The sequence below is a fragment of the Pseudoalteromonas sp. NZS71_1 genome, assembly GCF_015864305.1.
Lineage (GTDB): Bacteria > Pseudomonadota > Gammaproteobacteria > Enterobacterales > Alteromonadaceae > Pseudoalteromonas > Pseudoalteromonas arctica.
Genome location: NZ_JADYXM010000018.1, coordinates 50,096 through 73,964, shown reverse-complemented (window position 1 = coordinate 73,964; position 23,869 = coordinate 50,096). Strand labels below are relative to the sequence as shown.

The 23,869-nt window shown below is 39.0% G+C and carries 21 protein-coding genes and 1 pseudogene; 17 read left to right on the top strand and 5 right to left on the bottom strand.

The genetic code is table 11. The annotated features are described in order from the left end of the window. Nucleotides 1–33: 33 nt before the first annotated feature. Both I6F43_RS18425 and I6F43_RS18420 read right to left on the bottom strand, forming a co-directional pair. The gene (locus I6F43_RS18425) at nucleotides 34–807 is read right to left on the bottom strand and encodes an amidohydrolase (RefSeq protein WP_197103494.1); all 774 of its coding nucleotides are present in this window, start codon (nucleotides 805–807) and stop codon (nucleotides 34–36) included. Then, nucleotides 795–1,937 carry a methionine aminotransferase gene (locus I6F43_RS18420; RefSeq protein WP_197103492.1) on the bottom strand — a complete coding sequence of 381 codons (1,143 nt, stop codon included), beginning with the start codon at nucleotides 1,935–1,937 and terminating at the stop codon, nucleotides 795–797. Before I6F43_RS18420 ends, I6F43_RS18425 begins: the two co-directional genes overlap by 13 nt. Before the next feature lie 108 nt (nucleotides 1,938–2,045). Here I6F43_RS18420 and I6F43_RS18415 point away from each other — a divergent pair, with 108 nt between their 5' ends. The 4 genes from I6F43_RS18415 (at nucleotide 2,046) to I6F43_RS18400 (ending at nucleotide 5,091) form a co-directional block, all read left to right on the top strand. After that, nucleotides 2,046–2,675, top strand: coding sequence for a methylthioribulose 1-phosphate dehydratase (locus I6F43_RS18415; protein WP_197103490.1), 630 nt, complete (start codon nucleotides 2,046–2,048; stop codon nucleotides 2,673–2,675). Then, nucleotides 2,672–3,358 (top strand): acireductone synthase, encoded by a 687-nt coding sequence (gene mtnC, locus I6F43_RS18410; protein WP_197103488.1) that lies wholly within the window; start codon nucleotides 2,672–2,674, stop codon nucleotides 3,356–3,358. Before I6F43_RS18415 ends, mtnC begins: the two co-directional genes overlap by 4 nt. After that, nucleotides 3,355–3,897 carry a 1,2-dihydroxy-3-keto-5-methylthiopentene dioxygenase gene (locus I6F43_RS18405; RefSeq protein WP_024593812.1) on the top strand — a complete coding sequence of 181 codons (543 nt, stop codon included), beginning with the start codon at nucleotides 3,355–3,357 and terminating at the stop codon, nucleotides 3,895–3,897. The genes mtnC and I6F43_RS18405 overlap by 4 nt, the downstream gene beginning before the upstream one ends. Before the next feature lie 129 nt (nucleotides 3,898–4,026). After that, on the top strand, nucleotides 4,027–5,091 hold the full coding sequence (locus I6F43_RS18400; protein WP_007579871.1) for a RelA/SpoT domain-containing protein: 1,065 nt from the start codon (nucleotides 4,027–4,029) through the stop codon (nucleotides 5,089–5,091). On the opposite strand, the gene mtnA is transcribed toward I6F43_RS18400, so the two are convergent. Continuing rightward, a complete protein-coding gene (gene mtnA / locus I6F43_RS18395; protein ID WP_197103486.1) occupies nucleotides 5,080–6,108 on the bottom strand; it encodes an S-methyl-5-thioribose-1-phosphate isomerase in 1,029 nt (342 codons plus the stop codon). The two genes, I6F43_RS18400 and mtnA, sit on opposite strands and share 12 nt — an antisense overlap. 129 nt (nucleotides 6,109–6,237) lie before the next feature. Between mtnA and mtnK the strand changes: the two genes are divergently transcribed. Then, on the top strand, nucleotides 6,238–7,455 hold the full coding sequence (mtnK, locus tag I6F43_RS18390) for an S-methyl-5-thioribose kinase (RefSeq protein ID WP_197103484.1): 1,218 nt from the start codon (nucleotides 6,238–6,240) through the stop codon (nucleotides 7,453–7,455). 49 nt (nucleotides 7,456–7,504) lie between these two features. Here mtnK and I6F43_RS18385 read toward each other — a convergent pair whose 3' ends face one another. Next, nucleotides 7,505–8,971 carry an FMN-binding glutamate synthase family protein gene (locus I6F43_RS18385; RefSeq protein WP_197103504.1) on the bottom strand — a complete coding sequence of 489 codons (1,467 nt, stop codon included), beginning with the start codon at nucleotides 8,969–8,971 and terminating at the stop codon, nucleotides 7,505–7,507. A gap of 113 nt (nucleotides 8,972–9,084) precedes the next feature. After that, on the bottom strand, nucleotides 9,085–10,863 hold the full coding sequence (locus I6F43_RS18380) for a DUF885 domain-containing protein (RefSeq protein WP_121953989.1): 1,779 nt from the start codon (nucleotides 10,861–10,863) through the stop codon (nucleotides 9,085–9,087). A 358-nt stretch (nucleotides 10,864–11,221) separates the two neighbouring features. Here I6F43_RS18380 and I6F43_RS18375 point away from each other — a divergent pair, with 358 nt between their 5' ends. The 12 genes and pseudogenes from I6F43_RS18375 to I6F43_RS18320 all read left to right on the top strand — a co-directional run bounded on the left by I6F43_RS18375 (nucleotide 11,222) and on the right by I6F43_RS18320 (nucleotide 23,847). Next, on the top strand, nucleotides 11,222–12,208 hold the full coding sequence (locus I6F43_RS18375) for a GGDEF domain-containing protein (RefSeq protein WP_007579862.1): 987 nt from the start codon (nucleotides 11,222–11,224) through the stop codon (nucleotides 12,206–12,208). An 83-nt stretch (nucleotides 12,209–12,291) separates the two neighbouring features. Continuing rightward, complete coding sequence (gene ubiE / locus I6F43_RS18370) at nucleotides 12,292–13,047, top strand: bifunctional demethylmenaquinone methyltransferase/2-methoxy-6-polyprenyl-1,4-benzoquinol methylase UbiE (protein ID WP_024589468.1); 756 nt, start codon at nucleotides 12,292–12,294, stop codon at nucleotides 13,045–13,047. An 11-nt stretch (nucleotides 13,048–13,058) separates the two neighbouring features. Further along, complete coding sequence (locus tag I6F43_RS18365; RefSeq protein WP_121953988.1) at nucleotides 13,059–13,739, top strand: ubiquinone biosynthesis accessory factor UbiJ; 681 nt, start codon at nucleotides 13,059–13,061, stop codon at nucleotides 13,737–13,739. A 9-nt stretch (nucleotides 13,740–13,748) separates the two neighbouring features. After that, on the top strand, nucleotides 13,749–15,353 hold the full coding sequence (ubiB, locus tag I6F43_RS18360) for a ubiquinone biosynthesis regulatory protein kinase UbiB (protein ID WP_197103482.1): 1,605 nt from the start codon (nucleotides 13,749–13,751) through the stop codon (nucleotides 15,351–15,353). 80 nt (nucleotides 15,354–15,433) lie between these two features. Continuing rightward, entirely contained in the window at nucleotides 15,434–15,682 is a 249-nt protein-coding gene (gene tatA, locus I6F43_RS18355; protein ID WP_007579853.1) for a Sec-independent protein translocase subunit TatA, read from the top strand. A gap of 5 nt (nucleotides 15,683–15,687) precedes the next feature. Next, entirely contained in the window at nucleotides 15,688–16,020 is a 333-nt protein-coding gene (tatB, locus tag I6F43_RS18350; protein WP_010554869.1) for a Sec-independent protein translocase protein TatB, read from the top strand. 48 nt (nucleotides 16,021–16,068) lie between these two features. Further along, nucleotides 16,069–16,808, top strand: a pseudogene (gene tatC, locus I6F43_RS18345) (twin-arginine translocase subunit TatC). A gap of 1 nt (nucleotide 16,809) precedes the next feature. Next, nucleotides 16,810–17,325: a hypothetical protein gene (locus I6F43_RS18340; RefSeq protein WP_165722835.1), complete on the top strand. Its 516-nt coding sequence runs from the start codon at nucleotides 16,810–16,812 to the stop codon at nucleotides 17,323–17,325. Next, nucleotides 17,325–18,110: a TatD family hydrolase gene (locus tag I6F43_RS18335; protein WP_024593821.1), complete on the top strand. Its 786-nt coding sequence runs from the start codon at nucleotides 17,325–17,327 to the stop codon at nucleotides 18,108–18,110. The genes I6F43_RS18340 and I6F43_RS18335 overlap by 1 nt, the downstream gene beginning before the upstream one ends. Beyond that, the gene (locus tag I6F43_RS18330; protein WP_197103480.1) at nucleotides 18,110–19,963 is read left to right on the top strand and encodes a sensor domain-containing diguanylate cyclase; all 1,854 of its coding nucleotides are present in this window, start codon (nucleotides 18,110–18,112) and stop codon (nucleotides 19,961–19,963) included. The genes I6F43_RS18335 and I6F43_RS18330 overlap by 1 nt, the downstream gene beginning before the upstream one ends. 12 nt (nucleotides 19,964–19,975) lie before the next feature. After that, the gene (gene hemB / locus I6F43_RS18325; RefSeq protein WP_007579839.1) at nucleotides 19,976–20,986 is read left to right on the top strand and encodes a porphobilinogen synthase; all 1,011 of its coding nucleotides are present in this window, start codon (nucleotides 19,976–19,978) and stop codon (nucleotides 20,984–20,986) included. A 128-nt stretch (nucleotides 20,987–21,114) separates the two neighbouring features. Continuing rightward, nucleotides 21,115–23,847, top strand: a complete 2,733-nt coding sequence (locus I6F43_RS18320) for an ExeM/NucH family extracellular endonuclease (RefSeq protein WP_165736334.1) — start codon at nucleotides 21,115–21,117, stop codon at nucleotides 23,845–23,847. The last annotated feature ends 22 nt before the right edge of the window (nucleotides 23,848–23,869 follow it).

Here is a 23,869-nt window from a genome sequence, read left to right as displayed (position 1 = left end):
ACACTTTATTGGCTCTGCGCTAAATTAACGTGTTTATATTAATGTAAAAGGGTCTGCATCTAAATAGGCAGGAAACGCTGCTTTAAACTCATCCAGTGGCGATTTTTCAAGCGTGATAGTAACTAGTTGCTCTGCGTCATCTTGCGCTTTAGTTAACGCATCGCCTTTGAAGTCGTATACTGCGGTACCGCCATTGTGCGCCACACCATTACCGTCGTCACCCACACGATTAACGCCTACTACGTAACACAGGTTTTCCATTGCACGCGCCATAAGTAACGTATCCCAAATATGCCGGCGCACAGCAGGCCAATTTGCTACGTTTATCATTACATCGTAGTCGTTATTATTACGTTGAAATACCGGAAAGCGCAGGTCGTAACATACCTGCGGTAATAGTTTAAAGCCGTTGATTTCAAAAATTTTGCGCGCTTGCCCTGCTACAACGTAATCGCCCTCGCTGCCTAAGCGAAATAAATGGCGTTTATCGTAATAACTCACCTCTCCATCGGGCTTTACCCAATAAAACCGATTCGCTTTTTTATCACCTTGTGCAACAAGTACCGAACCTGCAATAACCGCATTATGTTTATGAGCCTGCGCCTTTAACCACGTCAGTACTTTACCGTTTTCTGGCTCTGCACAATCTACATTAATAGCAAAGCCAGTCGAGAATGTTTCGGGCAGTAAAATAAGATCGGGCCGATGCGTAATTGCCTCAAGCTGCTTATTAAACATGGCTAAATTAGCATCTTTATCAAGCCAATAAAGCGAGCTTTGCAATGCTGTAATGGTTAAAGTTGACATAATATTTGCGCAGCCTCTATGAGAGTGTTGTCGTTTTTAGCAAAGCATAAACGAATTACTTTGTCGGTTGGTGGATTTTGATAAAAAACACTTAACGGAATAGCCGCAACACCGGCTTGCTCAACTAACCAGTGGCAAAAATCAACATCGTTTAAATCCGATACATCGCTGTAATCTAACAATAAAAAGTAAGTGCCCTGGCTAGGTAAAATTTTAAAACGGCTGTTACTTAAATGACTCGCTAATAAGTCGCGTTTTTGCTGATAAAACCCACTTAGCTCATCTATATGCTCGCCTTGCTGCTCGAGCATATCACCAAGCGCATGCTGTGCGGGGGTAAAACTTGAAAACGTAACGTACTGATGAATTTTTCTAAATTCGACAGCTAAATCTGCAGGTGCAATACAGTAACCCATTTTCCAGCCCGTGCTGTGAAACGTTTTACCAAAACTCGATACAACAAAGCTTTTGGCAAATAATTCATCATCGCGTAATACGCTTAAATGCGGTTGTTCATCAAACGTAATGTGCTCATATACCTCATCGCTTATTACATACAAATTGTGAGTACTAACTAACTCTTTAAGCGCTTTTATATCTTGTGGCTGTAATATTTTACCGCTTGGGTTATGAGGCGTATTAATAATAATTGCACGGGTATTTTTAGTAATTGCTTGGCTTACTACTTGCCAATCAATAGTGTAATTTGGCGCACTTAAAGCAATGTGTACCGACTTTCCACCAGCGAGTTCAATTGCCGGTTGGTAAGAGTCATATGCAGGGTCAAATACAATCACTTCATCACTGGGGCGCACAATTGTTTGAATAGCCACAAACAATGCCTCTGTTGCACCTGAGGTAACAGTAACTTGATCAGCTGCGTTTATATCAGCTGCATATTTGCGCTTTGCTAAATCAGCAATTTGTTGCTGTAATCGTGGTACACCACTTGAAGGTGAATATTGATTAACGCCCTGCTGCACATAATAATTTAACTGCGTTTTTAAAAGATCAGGAGCATCAAACTCAGGAAAGCCTTGAGAGAGATTAATTGCCGAAAACTCATTAGCCAACCCGCTCATTTGGCTAAATATACTAACGCCTAAATTTGGTAATTTACTTTCAAACACGTGATGCCCTTAATGATGGTTTTGCGCTTAAAGCGATGCTATCATTGCTTAAAACAGAAGTATAGCCGTCTAAAAACAATTAACTTTACGCTCATTAGTGAGGAATGTATGCAAAACAATACCGCTATTTCACAACTTATTGAAGCCGGAAAATGGGTTAGCCAAAAAGGCTGGGTACCCGCAACAGGTGGAAACTTTTCAGCTCGTACTAGCACTGGCTTTGTTGTTACAGCAAGTGGGCACGATAAAGGCTCACTGACGCAAGCGCATTTTTTGCAATTAGATCACCAAGGCGAGCGCCTAGCAGGAGCTGTAAAGCCATCGGCAGAAACACAATTACACCTAAGTTTGTATCAGCTTATACCTGATGCACAGTTTGTTTTGCATACTCATTCTGTAGCCGCCACCGTACTGTCGCAAATTACCCAAAGGCATCAGCTTGATTTAACAGGCTATGAAATGCAAAAAGCACTGAGCGGCTTTACTTCGCATTTAGAAACGCTGAGCATTCCTATTTTCGATAACGATCAAGATATTGACCGATTAAGCCTGCTGGTCAGTGACCATCATTTACATACACCTATAGAACATGGCGTACTTATACGTGGTCATGGCTTATATGCTGTAGGGCGCAATATTGATGAAGTTCGCCGCCACCTAGAAGCCTTAGAGTTTTTATTTAGTTGCGAACTAGAGCGCCTAAAAATAATAGGTATTCAAGCGGGAGTAACTAGATGATTAAAGCTATTTTAACCGACATCGAAGGCACAATAACCCGCATCTCGTTTGTTAAAGAGGTGTTGTTTCCTTACGCGGCAAAACAGTTACCTACCTTTGTACGTGCCAATGCTAATAAGCCAGATGTAGCCGAGCAAATTAGTGCCGTAAAAGCCTTTATCGAAAAGCCAAACGCCGATATAGAAGAAGTCATTAGCACTTTACTTACCTGGATTGATGAAGATAAAAAAATCACTCCACTTAAGCAGTTACAAGGCTTAATTTGGCAAACAGGGTATGAACACGGCGATTTTAAAGGTCATTTATACCCAGATGCATTTGATTTTTTACAAGCTCAACACAACAACGATATTACTTTATATGTGTACTCATCAGGGTCGGTAAAAGCGCAGCAGCTACTTTTTAAATACAGTGATTATGGTGACATTCGCAGCTTATTTACTGACTTTTTTGACACCAAAGTTGGCGCAAAACAAGAGCAAACAGCCTATAACACTATTGTTGATCTGTTATCGTTTAAAGCAGCAGAAATACTCTTTTTAAGTGATGTAGCCGGCGAGCTTGATGCCGCGCAGGCTGCGGGCTTAAAAACACTACATTTAATTCGTGATGGGCAAGCAAGCACTAAAGCACACCCTTATATTAATGACTTTAGCCAATTTAAATTGGAGCAATTAGTATGAGCCAATTAACAATATATGCCGACAACGATGCAAACAAAGCACTTGTAAGCACATCAAATGCTGATGATATTGCACAGCAACTAGCTAAAGTAAACGTACGTTTTGAACAGTGGCAAGCAAATGCAGATATTAATGAGCACACCACCCATGAGCAAATTATTAGTGCGTACAAAAACGATATAGATCGGTTAAAAACTGAAAATGGCTATCAAACAGTAGACGTTATATCTCTAGCTAAAGGTAATCCTGCCTCATCAGAGCTGCGCAAAAAGTTTTTATTTGAACATACTCATAGTGAAGACGAAGTACGTTTTTTTGTAAAAGGCCAAGGGTTATTTTGCCTACATTTAGGCAATAAGGTTTATCAGGTACTTTGCCAACAAGGCGATTTAATTTCAGTGCCTGAACTTACCCCACATTGGTTTGATATGGGAAGCGACCCTGAGTTTACTGCCATTCGCTTATTTAACAATACAGAGGGCTGGGTAGCAAAAAGCACTGACTCGTCTATTGCAGAGCAATTTCCCTTGCTCGATTAATAAAGCTCAGTGCACGCATGCCTAAACTATATTTTCTATAAGCGTATTTATGCTATTTGCAGGATGACTTCAATCACTTAACTCTGTAATATTATTTTAGCAATGCAGCTGATAAAGAGTAACTTTCTAATGGTGAACGAACAATATCAAAAGTCTAAACAACAACTAGCCTACTCACGTAAGCAAGTTGAAAAGGCTGGTCGTATTTTTCGTAAAAATGAAGGTGATTTTGACTTTGCAATAGAGGTTGTACAAAACTATCGTGCAGCACATTTATATCCGCTGACTATTATTAAAAACCTCGTATGGAAACATGTAAAAAAGCTTCATTTGCTAGAGTCGGCGACTATAGTTAGACGCTTAAAGCGCTTGCCAACTATTATAGATAAGTTACAAAGAGCCTCGTTAGATGGTAAAAGTGAAAACGCAATAAATCTGAAGCGAATGCACGATATAGGTGGCTGCCGAGTAATCTTAGATAATCTAGAGCATCTATATCAACTCAACGCCAGTTTAGACTCGAGTAGAGCTGTTCATAGCGTTAAGTCATATGATTATATTGAAAACCCAAAAGCGACGGGCTACAGAGGTATTCATCGTGTTTATAAAAGTTATAACAATTTAGAATCTCACGATTATAAAGGCTTTCAAATTGAAGTTCAGTTGCGCACTAGGCTTCAGCACCTTTGGGCTACTACTGTTGAAATTGTAGATATTATTGAAAAAGAAACACTAAAAACTAATCCCCAAGCAGCCGACACAGATTGGAAGCGATTATTTTTTATCATGGGTGAGTTTCTTGCAGTCAAAGATGGTTCAAATCAATTAAGTTCACAACAATCGCAGGCCTTTGTTGATGAGCTTTCGGCACTAAATAAAAAGCTAGCCGCATTTCATAAGCTTGATGCATTTAATCGCGCATTCCAAGTTGACGAAATTAAAAATAAATCGAAAGATACAGGCTTTGCTTTACTCGTTCACAACACAGAAACACAAATGGGTCGAGTCTTTTTATATGCAGAGAATAAAAAGCAAGAAGCTCTAACACATTACGCCGAACAAGAAAAACAAACTCACAATAACGTGCTTCTGGTAGCAGGGAGCGACTTGAAATCAATAGAAAAAGCCTACCCCAACTACCTAAATAGTACCTCTGAGTTTCTTTCAGAATTCAGTCGCATATTATTGAGTTAGCTCTTTAAGTTTACCCATTAATACTTGTTGCTGGTTATACACACCCGTATCTAACACCCACCCTGTGACCAGTTTTGCCGGCGTTATATCAAATGCAGGGTTATACACATTAGCATTAGTGGGCGCCCATAAAGCCTCACCAAAGCTACCGCTAACTCCGCGCACTTCTTGAGGATTACGTTGCTCTATTTCTATATCATTACCACACGCGGTGTTGGTATCAAGCGTGGTAATAGGCGCAACTACATAAAATGGAATGTTATGAAAATGCGCTAGTACGGCTAAATTATAAGTACCCACTTTATTAGCAAAATCACCATTGGCAGCAATGCGATCAGCCCCTACCACTATTTTATCCACCTTACCTGCAGCCATTAAACTCGCCGCCATATTATCGCAAATTAATGTGTAAGGTATTTTCCAGCGCTCAAGCTCAAAGGCAGTTAAGCGACCGCCTTGTAATAATGGTCGTGTTTCATCAACCCACACATGTATGTTGCTATGCTTTTGCTGCGCTTTATAGATAACACCTAGTGCAGTACCAATACCAGCGGTTGCAAGCGCCCCTGTATTGCAATGAGTTAATATGTTGTCGCCACTATTTATAAGTTCGGCGCCACGGCTTGCCATTCGCTCACACAGCTCAATATCTTCAATAAACAACCGCTCGGCTGTGGTAACAATACCGGTAACATAATCGCATTGCGTTAAAGCTTTACGCAATGCAGCCATACAATGCATTAAATTAACCGCCGTTGGGCGAGTGGCTTCTAGCTCATTGATTGCTTTTTCAAGCTCACTTTTAACTACCCCTTGCTCAGCTAAATACGCCACTAACAAGCTCGCGCTTAAACCAATAAGTGGAGCTCCACGTACTTTTAAACTAATGATCAGCTCTTTCATGGTTTCTACATCATGGCATTGATGCCATACCTGCTGGTGAGGTAGTAAATATTGGTCGAGCACACTAAGCGACCCGTTTTCGTATTTTACACTGCTTGCGATTAAATTTTGCATAATGCTTAAGGTATTAAAAATGCGTAACGTTATTTTACACCACTTTGAATAACTCTCAAGTTGGACTTGTAGACATCTAAACGTTTAAAGGTATAGAATGTTTAAAAGCTGATTTTTGAGATTTAAACCATGACTAACTATGTTGCTTTTAATGCACAGCGCGCTATCGATTATGTATCGACATTAATTGAATCTAAACAATGTAATTTTTTTGCTCCCGGACAAGCCTTATCGGCATATGAGTTTGGTGATGGCAATCTTAATTTAGTATTTAGAATTACTGATGAGCAAAACAATAGTGTTATTTTAAAGCAAGCTCTGCCTTATGCGCGTTGCGTGGGTGAGTCGTGGCCACTAACGCTTGATAGAGCTCGTATAGAAGCACAAGTTTTGCTTAATCACGGCGCTATTTGCCCAACTTATACTGCTAAGGTTTTACATTATAGTGGAATGCAAGCACTGACTATTTTAGAAGATTTAGGTAATTTACAAATACTGCGAACTGCACAAAATAATGCTGAGCAATTTCCTAAATTGGCGCAGCACGTAGCGACCTACTTAAGCCATACTGGTTTTTATAATTCAGATTATTATTTAACCGCACAAACTAAAAAAGCACTCGTTAGCCAATTCACTAATCCTGAGCTTTGCCAAATCACTGAAGACTTATTTTTTAGCGATCCGTACATTGAGCACGAACGCAATAACTACCCAAAGCAACTACAAAGCGAAGTTGATGCAATACACAAAAACAGCGCATTAAAGTTAGAAATAGCAAAATTAAAAGCTAATTTTTTATCTAACCCGCAAACATTACTCCATGGTGATATGCATAGCGGCAGTATTTTTGTTGATTGTAATAATACAAAGATGATCGATCCTGAGTTTGGTTTTTTTGGTCCTGCTGGATTCGATATTGGCTCTTTTATTGGCAATTTACTTTTAAATTACTGCGCACAATACGGGCATATTGAAGATTTTGTGGCTCGTCGTAATTACCAAACCCACTTATTAAGCACCCTTGTTGAATGCTATACCTTATTTGAACAGCATTGGCTTACGCTTATAAATGAGCACACTACTGATAATGCGCTAAAGGTTACAGGCTACGGTGAATACTTTATAAAAGGGGTTCTACAAGACGCCATTGGTTACTGTGGTGCTGAGTTAATTAGGCGCACCATAGGGCTTGCACATGTAACCGATATAGATAGTATTGGTGATGATAAGGCGCGTCTTATAGTGCAAAAACAAACATTAGCACTAGGCGAGCAACTTATTTTGAATGCCCACACGTGCAACAACAAAGAAGCATTTTTTAGTTTATTAATAAGCCAATTAAACTAAAAAACACTAAAAAAGGCGCTATTAGCGCCTTTTTTAGTTAGTTAAAAACTTACTTGTAGTTTTCGTAAATTTTATCGAGCGGTTCTGATAAACCACTTTCTTGCACTATACGTACATGTTCACGTTTTAATTCGCGTGCACTAGTCACACCACAAGAATGGGCTATTAGCCCAGCTCCGTAATGAATGTATTTATTATAGTTAGCTACTCGTTGCGCTTTATCAGCTACATTTAAGCCGCGTTGCAAACGCTCGTTATGCGTAGTGATACCCGTCGGACAGGTATCTTTATTACATTGCATTGCCTGAATACAGCCCAGTGCAAACATATGCCCTCGAGCCGATACAACAAAATCAGCACCCAACGCTAACGCCCAAGCCACCTTTGAAGGAACAATTAATTTACCAGAGGCGATTATTTTAATACGATCTCGCAGCCCATGTTTTTCAAGCATATTAACTACAAGCGGTAAACTTTCACGAAGTGGTAAACCCACTGAGTCCATAAGAGGTTGTGGTGCAGCGCCCGTCCCACCATCAGCACTATCTATAGTAATAAAGTCAGGCGCTGACTCTATACCACGGTGATTTATTTCAGCGAACAACGTTTCTAACCATCCGTAAGCACCAATTACCGCTTTGAACCCTGTAGGCTTACCTGTCGCGTTACGTACAGTGGCAATCATATCGAGAATATCGGCTGGGTTTTTAATTTCAGGATGACCATTGGGGCTAATAGAATCTTGTCCCTCTGGAATACCCCTAATTTTAGCTATTTCGGCGTTAACTTTGCGCCCTGGTAACATACCGCCTTTACCTGGTTTTGCACCTTGGCTCATTTTAAGTTCAAACATTTTTACTTGTTCGTGAGCCGCTATTTCTTTTAGCTTTTTGGTACTTAAATTTCCATGCTCGTCTCGTGCACCATATTTAGCTGTACCAATCTGAAACACTAAATCGGCACCACCTTCTAAATGATAAGGACTTAATCCCCCTTCACCGGTGTTCATCCAACAACCCGCTAGTTTTGCCCCTTTTGATAAGGCTCGTACAGCTGGCTTTGAAAGCGCACCAAAACTCATACCAGATACATTGAATAACGAGTTGGTTGTGTAAGGTGTTTTACAGTATGGACCCAAAGTAACATTACTCGGGTCGAGCGCTTCTTCATCTAAAGTAGGAAATGCACAGTTCATAAACATAACCGTACCTGTTACTTCTAAGCTTTGTGTAGAGCCAAATGCAGCCGTACGGTCAACATCTTTTGCTGCACGATAAACCCAACTACGCTCAGCGCGGTTAAATGGCATTTCTTCTCTATCTTGAGCAAAAAAGTACTGTCTAAAAAACTCACCTTGGCGTTCAAAAAAATATCGAAAGCGACCAATAACAGGGTAATTACGTCTAATAGCATGCTTAGTTTGTGTTACATCTCGAATATAAAAAACGACAACGATTAAAACCAACAACCCTAAAACAACAATAAACATACTTGCAAATACATCAATACTAAACATTATAAAATTACTCACCCAAGGCCCCTTGATGACTGTTTTTAAAATAAAAAAGTGCTATACCACCAAAATGACATAACACTTTTATTTGTTCAAGGCTTTAACTGCCTTAATATCTAATTCTGTTGTTTAGCTAACTCTGCTTTTATATATAAACGCACTTGTGTTTCAAGTACCGATAAAGGCACTGAACCATGGCGTAATATTTGATGATGAAATTCACGAATATCAAAGCTTTTTCCTAGCGCTTGCTCTGCTTCAATGCGTAAACGCTTAATAGTAAGCTCACCTATTTTGTACGAAAGCGCCTGTGCAGGCCATGTTATATAACGATCGGTTTCTGTTTTAACGTTATGCAACGAAAGCGCTGTATTTTCACTCATAAAGTTCATGGCACGCTCGCGACTCCAGCCATACATATGCATACCTGTATCAACAACTAAACGCGCTGCTCGCCACATTTCATACGTTAAACGACCAAAACGGCTATATGGGTCTTGATAAAAGCCGGCTTCTAAACCTAAATATTCAGAGTAAAGCCCCCAACCTTCGCCAAATGCCGAGAGGTAAGCATCACGACGATAGCTCGGCAGATTTTCAAGCTCTGCATTAAGTGATATCTGTAAATGATGACCTGGCACTGCTTCGTGCAGCGTTAATGCTTCTAAAACATACAAAGGGCGCTTATCTAAAGCGTAAGTATTTACCCAATAATACCCTGCTTCATCATCTCGATTAGAGCCTGAATATCGACCGGTTGTGTATTTAGGTGCAATACTGGCCGGTACAGGTGCTACACCATAAGGTTTGCGTGGTAAGGTATGAAATAACTTAGGCAGTTGTGCATCCATTTTTTTAGCAATATAAGATGCTTCTTTTAAAAGTTGCTCTGGTGTTGTGGCGTAAAATTGTGGATCAGTGCGTAAAAAGTGGATAAATTCGGCAAACGTGCCTTTAAAACCTACCTCTGCTATTACGCTTTCCATTTCACTACGAATTCGCGCAACTTCTTTTAAGCCAAGTTCGTGAATCTCTTTAGGTGTCATATCGGTAGTGGTGTAATACTTAGCTCTATTTTTATAAAACGCTTCGCCATTAGGTGTATCTGATATACCAATACTTGTACGTGCACCAGGTCGATATTGCTGCGTAAAAAACGCTAAATAATCTTTATAAGATTTTATAACCTCTTCTTTTATAATATTTTTAGCTTTTTGTTGTAGTGCTTTAAATTCACTTTCACTTAAACCCGCTGTGTTAGTTAAAAATGGTTTATAAAATTCAGACGTAGTTACATCGTCAACAATGTAGGCATTAATTGAATCTTCATAACCTTCCAATACAGCTTTAGGTTGAGTAAGCCCTGTCTCAAGCCCTTTTTTCATCCAATACATGTTTTGCTCAAAAAAGCGTGGAACTTGCGCCAATCGTGCAAGATACACTTGGTAGTCTTCCGGGTTTTTATATTGAGAACTATTTATTATGTACGACAAACCAGAATGAAACCCATATTCAGAGGTGAGCGGCATATAGTGCGCATTAAATACATATTCATCGACACTGTTTTGTACTTGAGCTCGAATAATATCGAAGTTAATTTGATTTTCGTCGCTTAGCTTTTCAATATTAATAGTGTCTAATTCAGCAAGTAATTGCGTTTTATTTTTATATTCTTGCGCTAAAAATTCAGGGGATAAATTTGGTAATAAATAACCTTCAACACCACCTACACTATCGTAAGGGTTAATGCTTTCTCTATAATCAACAATACTTTGCGCTACTTGAGTAAATTGTTGATCTGAATTTTGCATGGTCATCTGGCATGCACTTAATGAGCACAAAACCGTGATACCAAATAAAGATTGGCGAAGTGGCTTAATTAAAAAATGATTCATTATAATGTAACTTAGCAGTGTTATTAATTTCATAAAGCTATCGTAGGGTAAATAAATAGCAAGTAAATGAGACCAACCTCATAGTAATAATCCCTACTTATACTAAGTGTATTAATACGTTACATACATTAAATGAAGTAAAAACAAGCTTAATTGATGACAAAAACAGCTATTGAGCCGCTAAAGTAAAATTTAAGTTCCCTAACTCTCATTTTTCCTTTTAAATAGCGATTATAAAGATTACTGTAGATAAAAATAATAAAAAGCTGGGATGCATAACCGCCTCATGGAATGAGATATTTTAAAATTTGCACTTATGCGTACTTAGTTGGTATTTAAAATGATGTTCCATGATTCCATGGCTATTGCACAAGAAAAAATGACCAAAGTGTGTGTTTTTTTAGAGCGCTATACGCTCCCACCTACGCCGCTGAATTATCAAGTTATTTATGCTTATACCAGTCAAACTAATCTCAAGCTAAATAAAGCTTTAGACCGTGCTATCGCTGTTGAAGACAATATAGATAGCGTTTTAATTGAACAACTACATTCTGAGTTTTTAAATACTGGCCACAAAGCGCAAGTCAACATGATTCAAAATGTTGATGGTGTTATAAACTCACTTTCTCAAAATTCTCAAGCTACTGAAAAGCAAATAATTCGCTTTGCGGGTCAAGTGAGCGAATGCGTACATTCGCTAGATGAGAACAACATAGAACAAAGCCGTCAAGCGCTTGAAGTTCTTCATAATCAAACCGCCGAATTACTCAACCAACATAAGCAATTTAAGCAAGAACTAAGCAAAGCCAAACAACTACACGAAAAAACACAAAAGCAGCTAACTCAACTTCGTAAACAGCATATTATTGATAGCCAAACAGGGCTTTATAAGCGCCATTATTTAACGCAACAAACCCAAGTGTGGACTAATCAACAAAAATCTATTTGCGCAATAGCGATTCAAATAGACAACCTTGATCACTTTACTAAAAATTATGGTGATATTATTGGTGAAGTCATTTTGAGTAAAGTTGCTAAGCAAGTGCAAAAATATGTTTTTCAAAGTGGCTTACCTGGTCGCACAGCTAAAGATCAATTTACTGTTTTGCTCGCCGACATCGACCCAGATACGGCCAATGTGATAGCCGAGAAAGTAAGAAATGGGGTCGAAAAGCTACGCTTTGTTAGTTCAAAAACAGGTATCAAGCTACCAAGTATTGGCTTATCACTAGGAATTGCTCAGCATCAACAAGAAGATGATTTTAATCAGTTAGCAAAAAAAGCATCTCATGCGGCTTTTAAAGCACGGTCATTAGGTCAAAGTAGTTACACTGCAGGGCAATAAATTACCTGATAAATCATATTCAAATTGCACCTACTGTGTACAATAAAGTACACTAACCTCTATTGTCACGATAGAGATTAATCATGAACGAAACCGAACAAAAGACCACGCATTTTGGTTATAAAACAGTAGCCGAGAACGATAAAGCTTCTATGGTTGCTGATGTATTTCACTCAGTAGCTGCAAAATACGATGTAATGAATGATTTAATGTCTTTTGGTGTGCATCGTTTATGGAAACGTCAAACTATTGCAAGCTCAGGTGTTCGTAAAGGCCATCATGTACTCGATTTAGCCGGCGGCACTGGCGACTTAACGGCAAAGTTTAGCCAATTAGTGGGCGAAACGGGTCAAGTTGTTTTGGGTGATATAAACTCATCTATGCTTAAAGTTGGTCGTGAAAAACTGCATAATCTTGGATTAGTGGGCAATATCGACTACGTACAAATGAATGCAGAAATGCTACCGTTCCCAGATAATAGCTTTGATGTGATCACTATTGCCTTTGGCTTACGTAACGTTACCGATAAAGACAAAGCATTACGCTCTATGTACCGCATTTTAAAGCCAGGTGGTCGTTTACTTGTTTTAGAGTTTTCAAAACCAGAGCATGACGTACTTAGTAAAGCTTACGATTTTTACTCATTTAATTTATTGCCTACAATGGGTAAGCTAGTTGCTAACGACAGTGAATCGTATAAGTATTTAGCTGAATCTATTCGTATGCATCCAGATCAAGACACGCTAAAAGCGATGATGGAAGATGCAGGCTTTGAGCAAACAACATACCAAAACCTCACAGGCGGAATTGTTGCGCTGCACCGTGGTTTTAAATATTAAGGCTAGCAGTTATGGCGCTTGAGAAAATAACAAAAAATAATGATGCAATGCCATCTGAATTTTTTATGTTACCTAATTTTGTACTTTCGCTTATTGAGCGTGTACTAAATCAAGCACTTAGCCTTGACCCACAATTATCTCAAAAGCTAAGCGCCGTTAAACATCAGCGCTTAGTGGTTGAAGTAAGAGATTGGCAACAAAGCATCCAACTTGTTTATAGCGCTGAGCAATTACACTTATACAGTGCTCAAAATAATGAAAACGCAGATTGTATGATCAGCGCAGACATAGACACGCTTTTAGCGCTTAAAAACCCAGCTATGCTTACCCAGTTAATTCGCCAAGATAAGCTCGACTTACAAGGCGATTTAAATATTGCGCAAACTTATAGCAATGCGTTTTCAGGCATTGATATTGATTGGCCTGAACAGCTCTCTAGATACATTGGCGATACCCCCGCTCAGCAGTTATATCTGCACTTAAAAAAACTAAAACAAAAGAGCAGCAAAACCAACACTAAAATAAGTACAATGCTTACAAGTTTATGCCAAGATGAGCTCGCAATTACTATTCACCCATTAGAACTTGAGCAATTTAAACAAAAAAATAGAGAACTCAAAGGCCAAGTCGCTGCTGTTGAGCAGCGTATAAATACCTTGTTAAACTCTTTTTCACCTTCAAACACCCGCTAAGGATTTTTTGTGTCGACTGCACGTTTGTATAACATCACCAAAACATTACTTAGCTATGGGTTAGACGAGCTAATTCCAAAACATAAGATCCCTTGGTTTGGTAGAGTAGCTCGTGGCAGTTTGTTTTGGCTGCGTAATCAGCACAAAGAAAAACCTGCAGGGCTACGCTTACGTTTGGCACTACAAGAGCTTGGTCCTGTTTGGATTAAATTTGGCCAAATGCTCTCAACTCGTCGTGACTTACTCCCTCATGATATCGCTTTAGAGCTTGCGTTTTTACAAGATCAAGTTCAGCCATTTGAAGGCGCACTTGCACAAAAAATTATAGAAAAAGCGCTAGAAATTAACGACATAAGTGAGTTGTTTAGTGAGTTTTCACAAACTCCACTAGCTTCTGCATCTATAGCGCAAGTACATACAGCAAAGCTTATTGATGAGCAAAGCATTGAGCAAGATGTAGTAATTAAGGTTATTAGACCCAATATTTACGAGCAAATTAATGCCGACTTGGCGTTAATGGAAAAGCTCGCTAAGGTACTTGCAAAAGTCCATAACGAATCAAAACGTCTACGCCCCGTTGAAGTGGTTAAAGAATACAAAAAAACACTCCTAGACGAGCTCGATTTAATGCGAGAAGGTGCCAATGGGATTCAACTAAAACGCAATTTTGAAGGCTCTGATTCATTATATATCCCTGCAGTTTACAGTGATTACAGCCGTAGCAATGTGCTGGTAATGGAGCGTATTTACGGTATACCGGTGTCTGATACGGATGCATTACTGGCGCAAGACACTAATATGAAATTACTTGCTGAGCGCGGCGTAGAAGTGTTTTTTACGCAGGTGTTTAGAGACAGCTTTTTTCATGCCGACATGCACCCTGGTAATATATTCGTCTCTCGCGAGCATCCTGAAAATCCAATGTATATCGGTATTGATTGCGGTATAGTTGGTACGTTAAGCAAAGAAGATAAACGCTATTTAGCTGAAAACTTTATCGCCTTTTTTAATCGTGATTATCGCCAAGTTGCACAGCTACACGTAGATTCTGGTTGGGTACCACCAGATACTAGCATTGAAGAATTTGAATTTGCGATTCGCACAGTTTGCGAGCCTATATTTAATAAACCTTTGGCTGAAATTTCATTTGGTCACGTGCTCGTAAATCTATTTAATACTGCACGTCGTTTTAACATGCAAGTACAACCGCAATTAGTATTGCTACAAAAAACCTTATTATACGTTGAAGGATTAGGGCGTCAGCTTTACCCGCAACTCGACTTATGGAAAACAGCCAAACCCTTTTTAGAAGATTGGGTGAAGCAGCAAGTTGGACCGCTATCAGTACTGAAGCAAATGTATGCTAACTTGCCATTTTGGGCTGAAAAAATGCCTGAGTTACCTGATCTAATTTACCAAAATTTAAAGCGTGCACCACACGCTCATCAACCTCAAGAACAAAAGGTATCTCATAAACCTTTAATATTGAGTTTATTTGGTAGTGCTACAATGATTATGGCAACACTTTGTTATTTACAGCACGATTTAGTAGCTGCAAGCATTGCAATAGCCTTATCTGCTATTAGCTTTATTGCAGCATGGCGCAACGCATAAACTGAGTGCTATTTGCGCTATTGGGCGTATAATTAGTATTTAAAATATACATTTAACCGTTTTATATATTGGAGAAAACCATGGGTTTTGGTGGTATTAGTATTTGGCAATTATTAATTGTTTTAGCGATCATAGTTTTACTTTTCGGCACAAAAAAACTACGCGGTATGGGTGGTGATATTGGAGGCGCTGTTAAAGGCTTCAAAAAAGCAATGTCGGACGACACAGCGAGTGAGCAAGAAAAATCAGAGCAAATTCAACAATCAGAAAAAAGCACCGTTGACGACTCAACCAATACTGAAAAAAACAAAGATAGCAATAAGGTTTAATTAGTATGGGAATGTGGGAACTTGTTGTTGTTTTTATTGTTGGCTTAGTGGTGCTCGGCCCTGAGCGCTTACCTGTTGCTATTAGAACAGTGAGTAAATGGGTTAAAACCGCTAAATCACTTGCCAACTCGGTAAAAGCCGAAGTAAGTGAAGAACTGCGTATTCATGAACTTCACGAAAACCTTAAAAAAGCAGAACAACAAGAACTAAAAGACTTAAGCCCTGAGCTACAAAGTTCATTAACGGAGCTACAAAAAGCGGCTGAGTCAGTTACTCACAGCTACAAAAAAACACAACCTGATACATCAAATAACCAACAACTTGATGAAAAAAAGTGAAATTTATCTCTCACTTTGTGGTCAACTCACTACATGGTATAAAAAATAATGGTTGAGGAAGTAAAATCGGGGTTTGTATCTCATTTAATTGAGTTACGTGATCGACTGATAAAAGCGCTATTGAGCATTTTATTATTTTTTATCGCGCTGTTTTATTTTAAAGATAATATTTACGAACTTATAGCTGCACCATTAGTGGTTCATTTACCTAATGGCGCGACCATGATAGCTATAAATGTGAGTGACCCTTTTATAGTCCCTATGATGCTTACTTTTTTTGTTGCGGCTTTATTATCTACTCCATGGATACTTCATCAAATTTGGGGGTTTATAGCTCCTGGCTTGTACCAAAATGAAAAAAAATGCTAATACCTATACTAATATCAAGCGTTGTCTTGTTTTATGGGGGTATCGCTTTTTGCTACTTTGCAGTACTACCAATTATATTAGGTTTTTTTACAAGTACAGGTCCCGAAATGATGACTCTAGCACCCGATATCGCTAGCTATTTAGGATTCGTATTAAAACTATTTTTTGCATTCGGTGTCGCTTTCGAAATTCCAGTAGCTATTATGCTGCTATGCTGGAGTGGCGCAACAACAACAAAAAGCTTAAAAGAAAAGCGCCCTTATATCGTGGTGGGTGTATTTGTAGTGGCAATGTTTTTAACACCGCCTGATGTTTTATCACAAACATTATTAGCATTTCCGATGCTTCTTTTGTTTGAACTAGGTTTAATTTTAGCAAAATTTTATACCGCCAAACCACAAAAAGAATCTGAGGAATAAAATGAAAAAACAACTACTCTCACTATTGGTTTTATTAAGTGCGCCAACTTTTGCTGCGCAAACTGAATTTAATACTCAGGCTCTGCAAGCATGTAGCTTTATTGAAAATGACTTTAACCGATTACTTTGCTATGACAATACAATTGCTGGTAAATCACTAACAAAGCCAACAATAACAAAAACACTCACTCCACCAACGGCTAACAATGTACCTCAAGTCGTAGTTGCTGCACCAATTCAAGCAAAGGCAAAAGCTGACGATTTTGGCTTAGAGCACAAAGAATCACAGGTAGAAAAAGAGACTGAAATTAAAGCTATGGTTACTTCAGTGAAAGAAGCAGCTTATGGCGAGTTAATTATTTCGCTAGATAACGGCCAACAATGGCGTCAAATTGGCTCTGACAGCATGCGTTTAAAAGAAAACGATACAATTGTAATCAGCCGTGGTGCATTCAACTCCTTTTTACTGAAACAAGACGGTAAAAACCGCTCTATTCGCGTTAAACGTACTAAGTAATGTCATATACGTTAATTGATGCTGGAGTTAACTTAACTAATCATCAATTTGATGACCAGCATTATGATGTAATTACCCGTGCAAGCGAAGCCGGTGTTACAAATATGCTTATTATAGGTTGTGATATTGCGAGTAGTCAGCAATCACTTGAACTTGCGATAAAACATCTCCAATATTCTACGGCGGGTGTCCACCCACATGATGCTAAATCGGCGACGAATGAATTAGAAGCACAATTAACTGCACTTGCAAACAATAAGCAAGTCATAGCGATTGGTGAATGCGGCCTTGATTATAACCGTGACTTTTCGCCTCGCGATGTACAGCGTAGTGTTTTTAGACGCCACCTAGCACTTGCCGAAAAATTAGATTTACCTGTTTACTTACATGAACGTGATGCAAGTGACGACATGCTAAGTATTTTAAAAGAGTTTAATATTCGCGGTGTACTCCACTGCTTTACAGGTAACTCAGCAGCTCTAAAACAATATTTAGATTTAGGTCTATATATTGGTATAACGGGTTGGGTATGTGATGAAAGGCGTGGTAAAGATTTACAACAACTAGTGCCTAGTATTCCTCTAGATCGATTATTAATAGAAACTGATGCACCATTTTTAATTCCACGAACAGTTAAGCCAAAGCCTAAATCGCGTAAAAATGAACCCGCTCTGCTTCCTTATATCTGTCAAACGGTTGCACAACTTTATCAAATAGATGAAGAAGTTGTGGCCCGCAAAACTACAGAAAACTTTTACAATGTTTTTGGTTTAAAGAGCTGCTAATGGCGTGCGCAAAAGCATTACTAAGTTTATTGATGCTTCTTTGCACTTTTTGCTCTTTCGCAAGCCCTGTAATAATAAAACATGATTTTAACTCCCAAAACATTAATAACCTGCATTACTCTTTTGAACCAACTTCGCTATTAGATGCACAACAAAGTAGCCATATACAGTGGCAAAAAAACACAGGTAAACCTCTTAACCTAGGTCTTGAGCAGCGTTCTGTATGGATGAAATTTAAAATAAAAAACACGCTTAGTTATAATACCGAACAACTGTTGTCACTAAACAACCCTCTGCTAAACGACGTTCAAGTATATCAGTTACATAACTCGCAATTAATTTCTCACACCCAAATTGGCGATGCATACCCCCTTGATAAACGTGCGATTAAGAGTGAATCTTTATTAGTTAAACTAATTAGCCCTGCAAATAGCGAAACCATTATTATTATGAGAGTGACGAATAGCTCCGGCTTGCGAGTCCCTTTAACGCTGTGGCAACCAGAAGCTTATTTGGCACATAAAGGTAAACTTAATTTACTCTATGGCTTATTGATTGGTTTTATATTTTCTTTAGGCGTGAGTTGCTTAGTTTTATATAGTTTTTCACGCAAACGTTATTTTGTTTATGCTGGTTTAATTACCCTCACATTAGGTAGTTTATTAGCCTACATTTGTGGCTTTGGCCTAAAATATATTCACCCTAATTTGCCAGCGTTACAGCAAGTTATGATCCCTATATTGCTTATGCTTATTGCTTTAATGTTTTTGCCTTTACAAAAGCAAATTTGCCATCCAAAGCCCTCTTTTTTACTAACGGTTCAAAAAGTGATAGTTAACGCATTAGGTGTCTCGTTATTGTTTATTTGGCTATTTCCAACCCATATAGTGACACTATTTTGCTTAACTACTATCCCAATCGTTTTAGGCTTTTATATTGCAACTACACTTATGTGCATACGTTTATCACCTTCTAAACCTAATAAAGCGCTACTGCTCGTATTAGTTTTTTTCTTGGTGGTGATGCTTTATTTTATTGTTGCAGTAATAGGGCTATACGCCTTTGACAGAAGTACATTAGCATTTGTATTTACATGCTTTTTTAGCTGCACATTTTGTCTATGCTACAGTGTAATGAAGTTATTTATTTTGCAACGTGATGAAGAAGTAATTGCTCAGCAAACCTTGATTGCTGAAAATGCAGCTCAAGATACGCTACTTAAAGAGCGCTTAAAGTTACAAGAAAAAACACGCCAAGAACTCGAATCACAAGTCGACGAACGCACCTTTGAATTGCAAGTTACACTCAGAGAACTTGAAGAAAAAAACCGCTCACTTGAGTTACTCAATACCGAAGACGCTTTAACCGGAATAAAAAACAGACGCTTTTTTGATAAAAAGCTAATAATGGAGATTCGTCGGTCTCGTCGAGAACAAACGCCGCTTAGTATTGTTATGCTTGATATAGACCGATTCAAAAGCATTAACGATACATACGGACACATAATTGGCGATCAAGTTATTAAAGCTGTATCTGACCTTATAAAAGATCATTTAAAGCGACCACTCGATGAAGTTGCTCGTTATGGCGGTGAAGAGTTTGTGGTGCTATTACCTAATACCCCTAGCGAAGGTGCACAAGACATAGCTGAAAAAATACGAGCAGCTATCTCAGCCAGTACAGTAACGGTTGCCAATAATGATATTCAATTTACAATTAGCGCTGGTGTATACACCAGCATTGCTGATGATGTTAGCAACCCTCAAATTTTTACTGAGTGCGCCGACAAAGCACTTTATTACGCAAAGCAACATGGCCGTAATCAAGTAATCACTTTTCCATTACCACAGTAGGAGCATATTAATATGGCCCAATCAGGATTAGACCTTTTCCCGTATACTCGCATGCGCAGAATGCGCCGCAGCGACTTTTCTCGCCGCTTAATGGCCGAAAACCAACTTAGCGTAAACGATTTAATTTACCCTGTATTTGTACTAGAAGGTAAAAATCGTCGCGAAGCAATTGAATCAATGCCTGGTATTGAACGTCTATCGATAGATTTACTATTACTTGAGGCAAAAGAACTTGTTGAGCTTGGCGTACCTGCCGTTGCTATTTTTCCGGTAACCCCTGCGGACAAAAAATCACTATTTGCCGAAGAAGCATATAATGACGATGGCTTAGTGCAACGCACTGTTCGCGCTTTAAAAGAAGCCTTTCCTGAGTTGGGTGTAATTACTGATGGTGCACTTGATCCATTCACGACGCACGGTCAAGACGGCATTATTGATGACACAGGCTATGTAATAAACGACGTAACCACCGAAATTTTAGTTAAACAAGCACTCTCGCATGCAGAAGCGGGCGCTGATGTAATTGCCCCTTCGGACATGATGGATGGCCGTATTGCTGCAATTCGTGAAGCACTTGAAGCTGATGGGTTTGTGCATACCCGTATTATGGCCTACTCAGCTAAGTACGCATCTAGCTACTATGGCCCATTCAGAGATGCAATAGGTTCTGCTGGAAACTTAAAAGGTGCCGATAAAAAAACCTACCAAATGGACCCAGCAAACTCTGATGAAGCAATACGTGAAGTCGCATTAGACTTACAAGAAGGCGCTGATATGGTCATGGTTAAGCCTGGCATGCCTTATTTAGATATTGTACGTCGTGTTAAAGACGAGTTTGGTGTACCTACTTTCGCATATCAGGTAAGTGGCGAGTATGCAATGCACAAAGCAGCTATTGATAACGGTTGGTTAAGTGAGGAAGCTACTATAATGGAGTCTTTACTTGCATTTAAGCGTGCAGGCGCTGATGGAATATTGACCTATTTTGCTAAGCAAGCCGCACAATACCTAGCTAAAAAGTAAGGTTTTTATAAAAAGGCGGTTAAACCGCCTTTTGTTTACATTCGTTTACATTTTTGTATTATTTTCGTCATATTTATTCTCTAAACTGGTGTCCCATTTTGGGATTAATACACGGGAATAATAAAAAAATGTTTAAAACAAAAATAACACCACTCGCACTTGTTATAGCAAGTCTCAGTGCGCCAGCCTCCGCAGATCTAATCATTTCAGAATACATAGAGGGAAGCAGTAATAATAAAGCAATTGAGCTTTATAATAACTCGTCATCTCCACTAACTCTTGATCAGTACTCACTAAGTTTGTATGTAAATGGCAAAACTACAATTCAATCAACTCTTGATTTGTCTGGTACTTTGGCAGCTAACAGTACCTTTGTTGTTGTTAATTCAAGTTCAAATGATGCACTAAAAGAAAAAGCCGATTTAGAACATGGTGTTGCTAACTTTAATGGTGATGATGCGTTAGTTCTAATGCAAGGTAGCACTGTAGTCGATAGCTTTGGCCAGCGCGGTGTAGATCCCGGTTCGTTTTGGTCTGAGGGCGCAGTACAAACACAAAATAAAACACTTCGTAGAAAAGATAGTATTACCGCAGGTAGAACAACACCTGACGCAGAGTTTAACCCGAGTGAAGAATGGGTACAGTTTGACCAAGATGACTTTGATGGTTTAGGTTCACATGCAGGTAATGGTGGAACAACACCTGAACCAATTCCAGAACCAGAACCACTTGAACCACTTGTTTGTGGCGCAGAAAAAGTACTAATTAACGCTATACAAGGCGATAGCTCTGCAAGCCCGCTTGTTGATACTTTAGTAGAGTTTGAGGGGATTGTAACCGCAGACTTCCAAGATGATGATCAATTAAAAGGCTTTTTTGTTAGCTCACTTGCTGCTGACATAGATGCAAATCCTCTCACCTCTGAAGGTGTCTTTGTTTATTTTGCAGATATTGACGTAAACGTAGGCGACCATGTACGTGTACAAGGTACTGTAGAAGAATATTTTGATGCAACACAAATCGGCAGTGTTAGCCAAGTTGCCATATGTGGCACTGGTTTAGCTGCAGCAGCTACAAAAATCACTTTACCTTTAGCTGATACAACTGATTTAGAAGCTTTTGAAGGTATGTTAGTTACATTAGAACAACCATTAGTAGTAACTAATAACTTTGGCCTTGGTCGATATGGTGAAGTTGAATTAGCAACAGAACGCTTGTATCAAGGTACCCAAGTTGCATTACCTGGAGATGCAGCTAATGCAGTTGAAACTGAAAATCTACTTAAAAAGATTTTACTAGATGATGGCTCTACAGTACAAAACTTAGACCCTACAGCCTACCCAACTCCAGGCTTATCAGCAGAAAATACATTACGTACTGGCGATACAGTTAATACGGTTACGGGGGCACTTGCTTATAGCTTTAGCCTTTACAGAATCCACCCAACGGTAGCACCTTCGTTTATTGCAACAAATGCACGTGAAAATGCGCCTGAACTTAATGCTGAAGCAGATTTACGTGTAGCTAGCTTTAACGTACTTAATTACTTTAATGGTGATGGCCAAGGCGGAGGGTTCCCTACAGCCCGAGGTGCAGATTCAGAAGCTGAATTTACTCGCCAAGAAGCTAAAATTGTAAGTGCCATTAGCGCTATCCAGGCCGATGTTGTTGGTTTAATGGAAATTGAAAATGATGGTTTTGGCGAATTTAGTGCAATTGCAAGCTTAGTAGATGCATTAAATGACGCTGATAGTGCTAACAACTATGCATTTGTTGATTTTAACGTAGATCAAATTGGTACCGATGCAATTACTACCGCACTTATCTATCGTGCTAACAAAGTAGAAGAAGTAGGTACTGCTGCTATTACGACTGAGGCTCCATTTGATTTTAGTAACCGTGCTCCAATTGCACAAAGCTTTAAATCATTAGAAACTGATGAAGTATTTACTGTTGCTGTGTCACACCTTAAATCTAAAAGCTGTGGTAGTGCTTCTGGAAACAATGCAGATTCAGGTGATGGACAAGGCTGTTGGAATGAAATACGCACAGAAGGTGCTAATGCATTCGCAAATTGGCTTGATAGCAAACCAACCGGTGTTGACGACGAAGATACTATTTTAGTCGGCGATATGAATGCTTACGCAATGGAAGATCCTATACGTGCATTTGCTGATAAAGGCTACAAAAATGTAGTTGCAGAAATTGATGGTGATACGCTTGGTTATTCTTACAGCTTTTCTGGTCGCGCTGGTAGTTTAGATCATGCAGTAGCTACCCAATCACTACTTAGCAAAATTGTCGCAGCAACAGATTGGCACATCAACGCAGATGAACCTATTTCTCTTGATTACAATGTAGAGTTTAAAAGCGAAGGTCAACAATCTAGTTTGTACTCTGAAAGTGCATACCGCGCATCAGATCACGACCCTGTAATTATTGATATTAAATCTGAAATCACTTTAACACCTGAAGAGCAAACGCCAGTTATTAAAGCTGATCAAGTTTTTGCAGTCGATGAAAACAGCGCAATTGGAACAATTATCGGCACACTCGATTTTAGTGATCCAAATGCCGATGAATCACCAGTTGTTAAATTTATTACATCTGATAATGACAGCGTTTCTATTAACAATCAGGGGCAGCTAATTGTTGCTGGAGAGATTGATTACGAATTTGAAAATCGTATTACTTTAACAGTGCAAGCTCAGGATAGCGTGGGTAACTTATCTAACGTTGAAAAAGTAGCCGTGAAAGTAAATAACTTACGCTCAGATGATGATAATGATGCAGGTTCATTATTATGGTTATCACTTCTTTTAGCACCACTATCAATAGTGCGTCGATTTAAAAAGAAATAACTAAGTTAAATCTAAACATTTA

What these genes read in the sequence shown, in the direction of transcription:
- I6F43_RS18425 (WP_197103494.1), bottom strand. Translation starts at nt 807, where the DNA reads ATGTCAACTTTAACCATTACAGCATTGCAAAGCTCGCTTTATTGGCTT.
- I6F43_RS18415 (WP_197103490.1), top strand. Translation starts at nt 2,046, where the DNA reads ATGCAAAACAATACCGCTATTTCACAACTTATTGAAGCCGGAAAATGG.
- mtnC (WP_197103488.1), top strand. Translation starts at nt 2,672, where the DNA reads ATGATTAAAGCTATTTTAACCGACATCGAAGGCACAATAACCCGCATC.
- I6F43_RS18405 (WP_024593812.1), top strand. Translation starts at nt 3,355, where the DNA reads ATGAGCCAATTAACAATATATGCCGACAACGATGCAAACAAAGCACTT.
- I6F43_RS18400 (WP_007579871.1), top strand. Translation starts at nt 4,027, where the DNA reads ATGGTGAACGAACAATATCAAAAGTCTAAACAACAACTAGCCTACTCA.
- mtnA (WP_197103486.1), bottom strand. Translation starts at nt 6,108, where the DNA reads ATGCAAAATTTAATCGCAAGCAGTGTAAAATACGAAAACGGGTCGCTT.
- mtnK (WP_197103484.1), top strand. Translation starts at nt 6,238, where the DNA reads ATGACTAACTATGTTGCTTTTAATGCACAGCGCGCTATCGATTATGTA.
- I6F43_RS18385 (WP_197103504.1), bottom strand. Translation starts at nt 8,971, where the DNA reads ATGTTTAGTATTGATGTATTTGCAAGTATGTTTATTGTTGTTTTAGGG.
- I6F43_RS18380 (WP_121953989.1), bottom strand. Translation starts at nt 10,863, where the DNA reads ATGAATCATTTTTTAATTAAGCCACTTCGCCAATCTTTATTTGGTATC.
- I6F43_RS18375 (WP_007579862.1), top strand. Translation starts at nt 11,222, where the DNA reads ATGGCTATTGCACAAGAAAAAATGACCAAAGTGTGTGTTTTTTTAGAG.
- ubiE (WP_024589468.1), top strand. Translation starts at nt 12,292, where the DNA reads ATGAACGAAACCGAACAAAAGACCACGCATTTTGGTTATAAAACAGTA.
- I6F43_RS18365 (WP_121953988.1), top strand. Translation starts at nt 13,059, where the DNA reads ATGGCGCTTGAGAAAATAACAAAAAATAATGATGCAATGCCATCTGAA.
- tatA (WP_007579853.1), top strand. Translation starts at nt 15,434, where the DNA reads ATGGGTTTTGGTGGTATTAGTATTTGGCAATTATTAATTGTTTTAGCG.
- tatB (WP_010554869.1), top strand. Translation starts at nt 15,688, where the DNA reads ATGGGAATGTGGGAACTTGTTGTTGTTTTTATTGTTGGCTTAGTGGTG.
- I6F43_RS18340 (WP_165722835.1), top strand. Translation starts at nt 16,810, where the DNA reads ATGAAAAAACAACTACTCTCACTATTGGTTTTATTAAGTGCGCCAACT.
- I6F43_RS18335 (WP_024593821.1), top strand. Translation starts at nt 17,325, where the DNA reads ATGTCATATACGTTAATTGATGCTGGAGTTAACTTAACTAATCATCAA.
- I6F43_RS18330 (WP_197103480.1), top strand. Translation starts at nt 18,110, where the DNA reads ATGGCGTGCGCAAAAGCATTACTAAGTTTATTGATGCTTCTTTGCACT.
- hemB (WP_007579839.1), top strand. Translation starts at nt 19,976, where the DNA reads ATGGCCCAATCAGGATTAGACCTTTTCCCGTATACTCGCATGCGCAGA.
- I6F43_RS18320 (WP_165736334.1), top strand. Translation starts at nt 21,115, where the DNA reads ATGTTTAAAACAAAAATAACACCACTCGCACTTGTTATAGCAAGTCTC.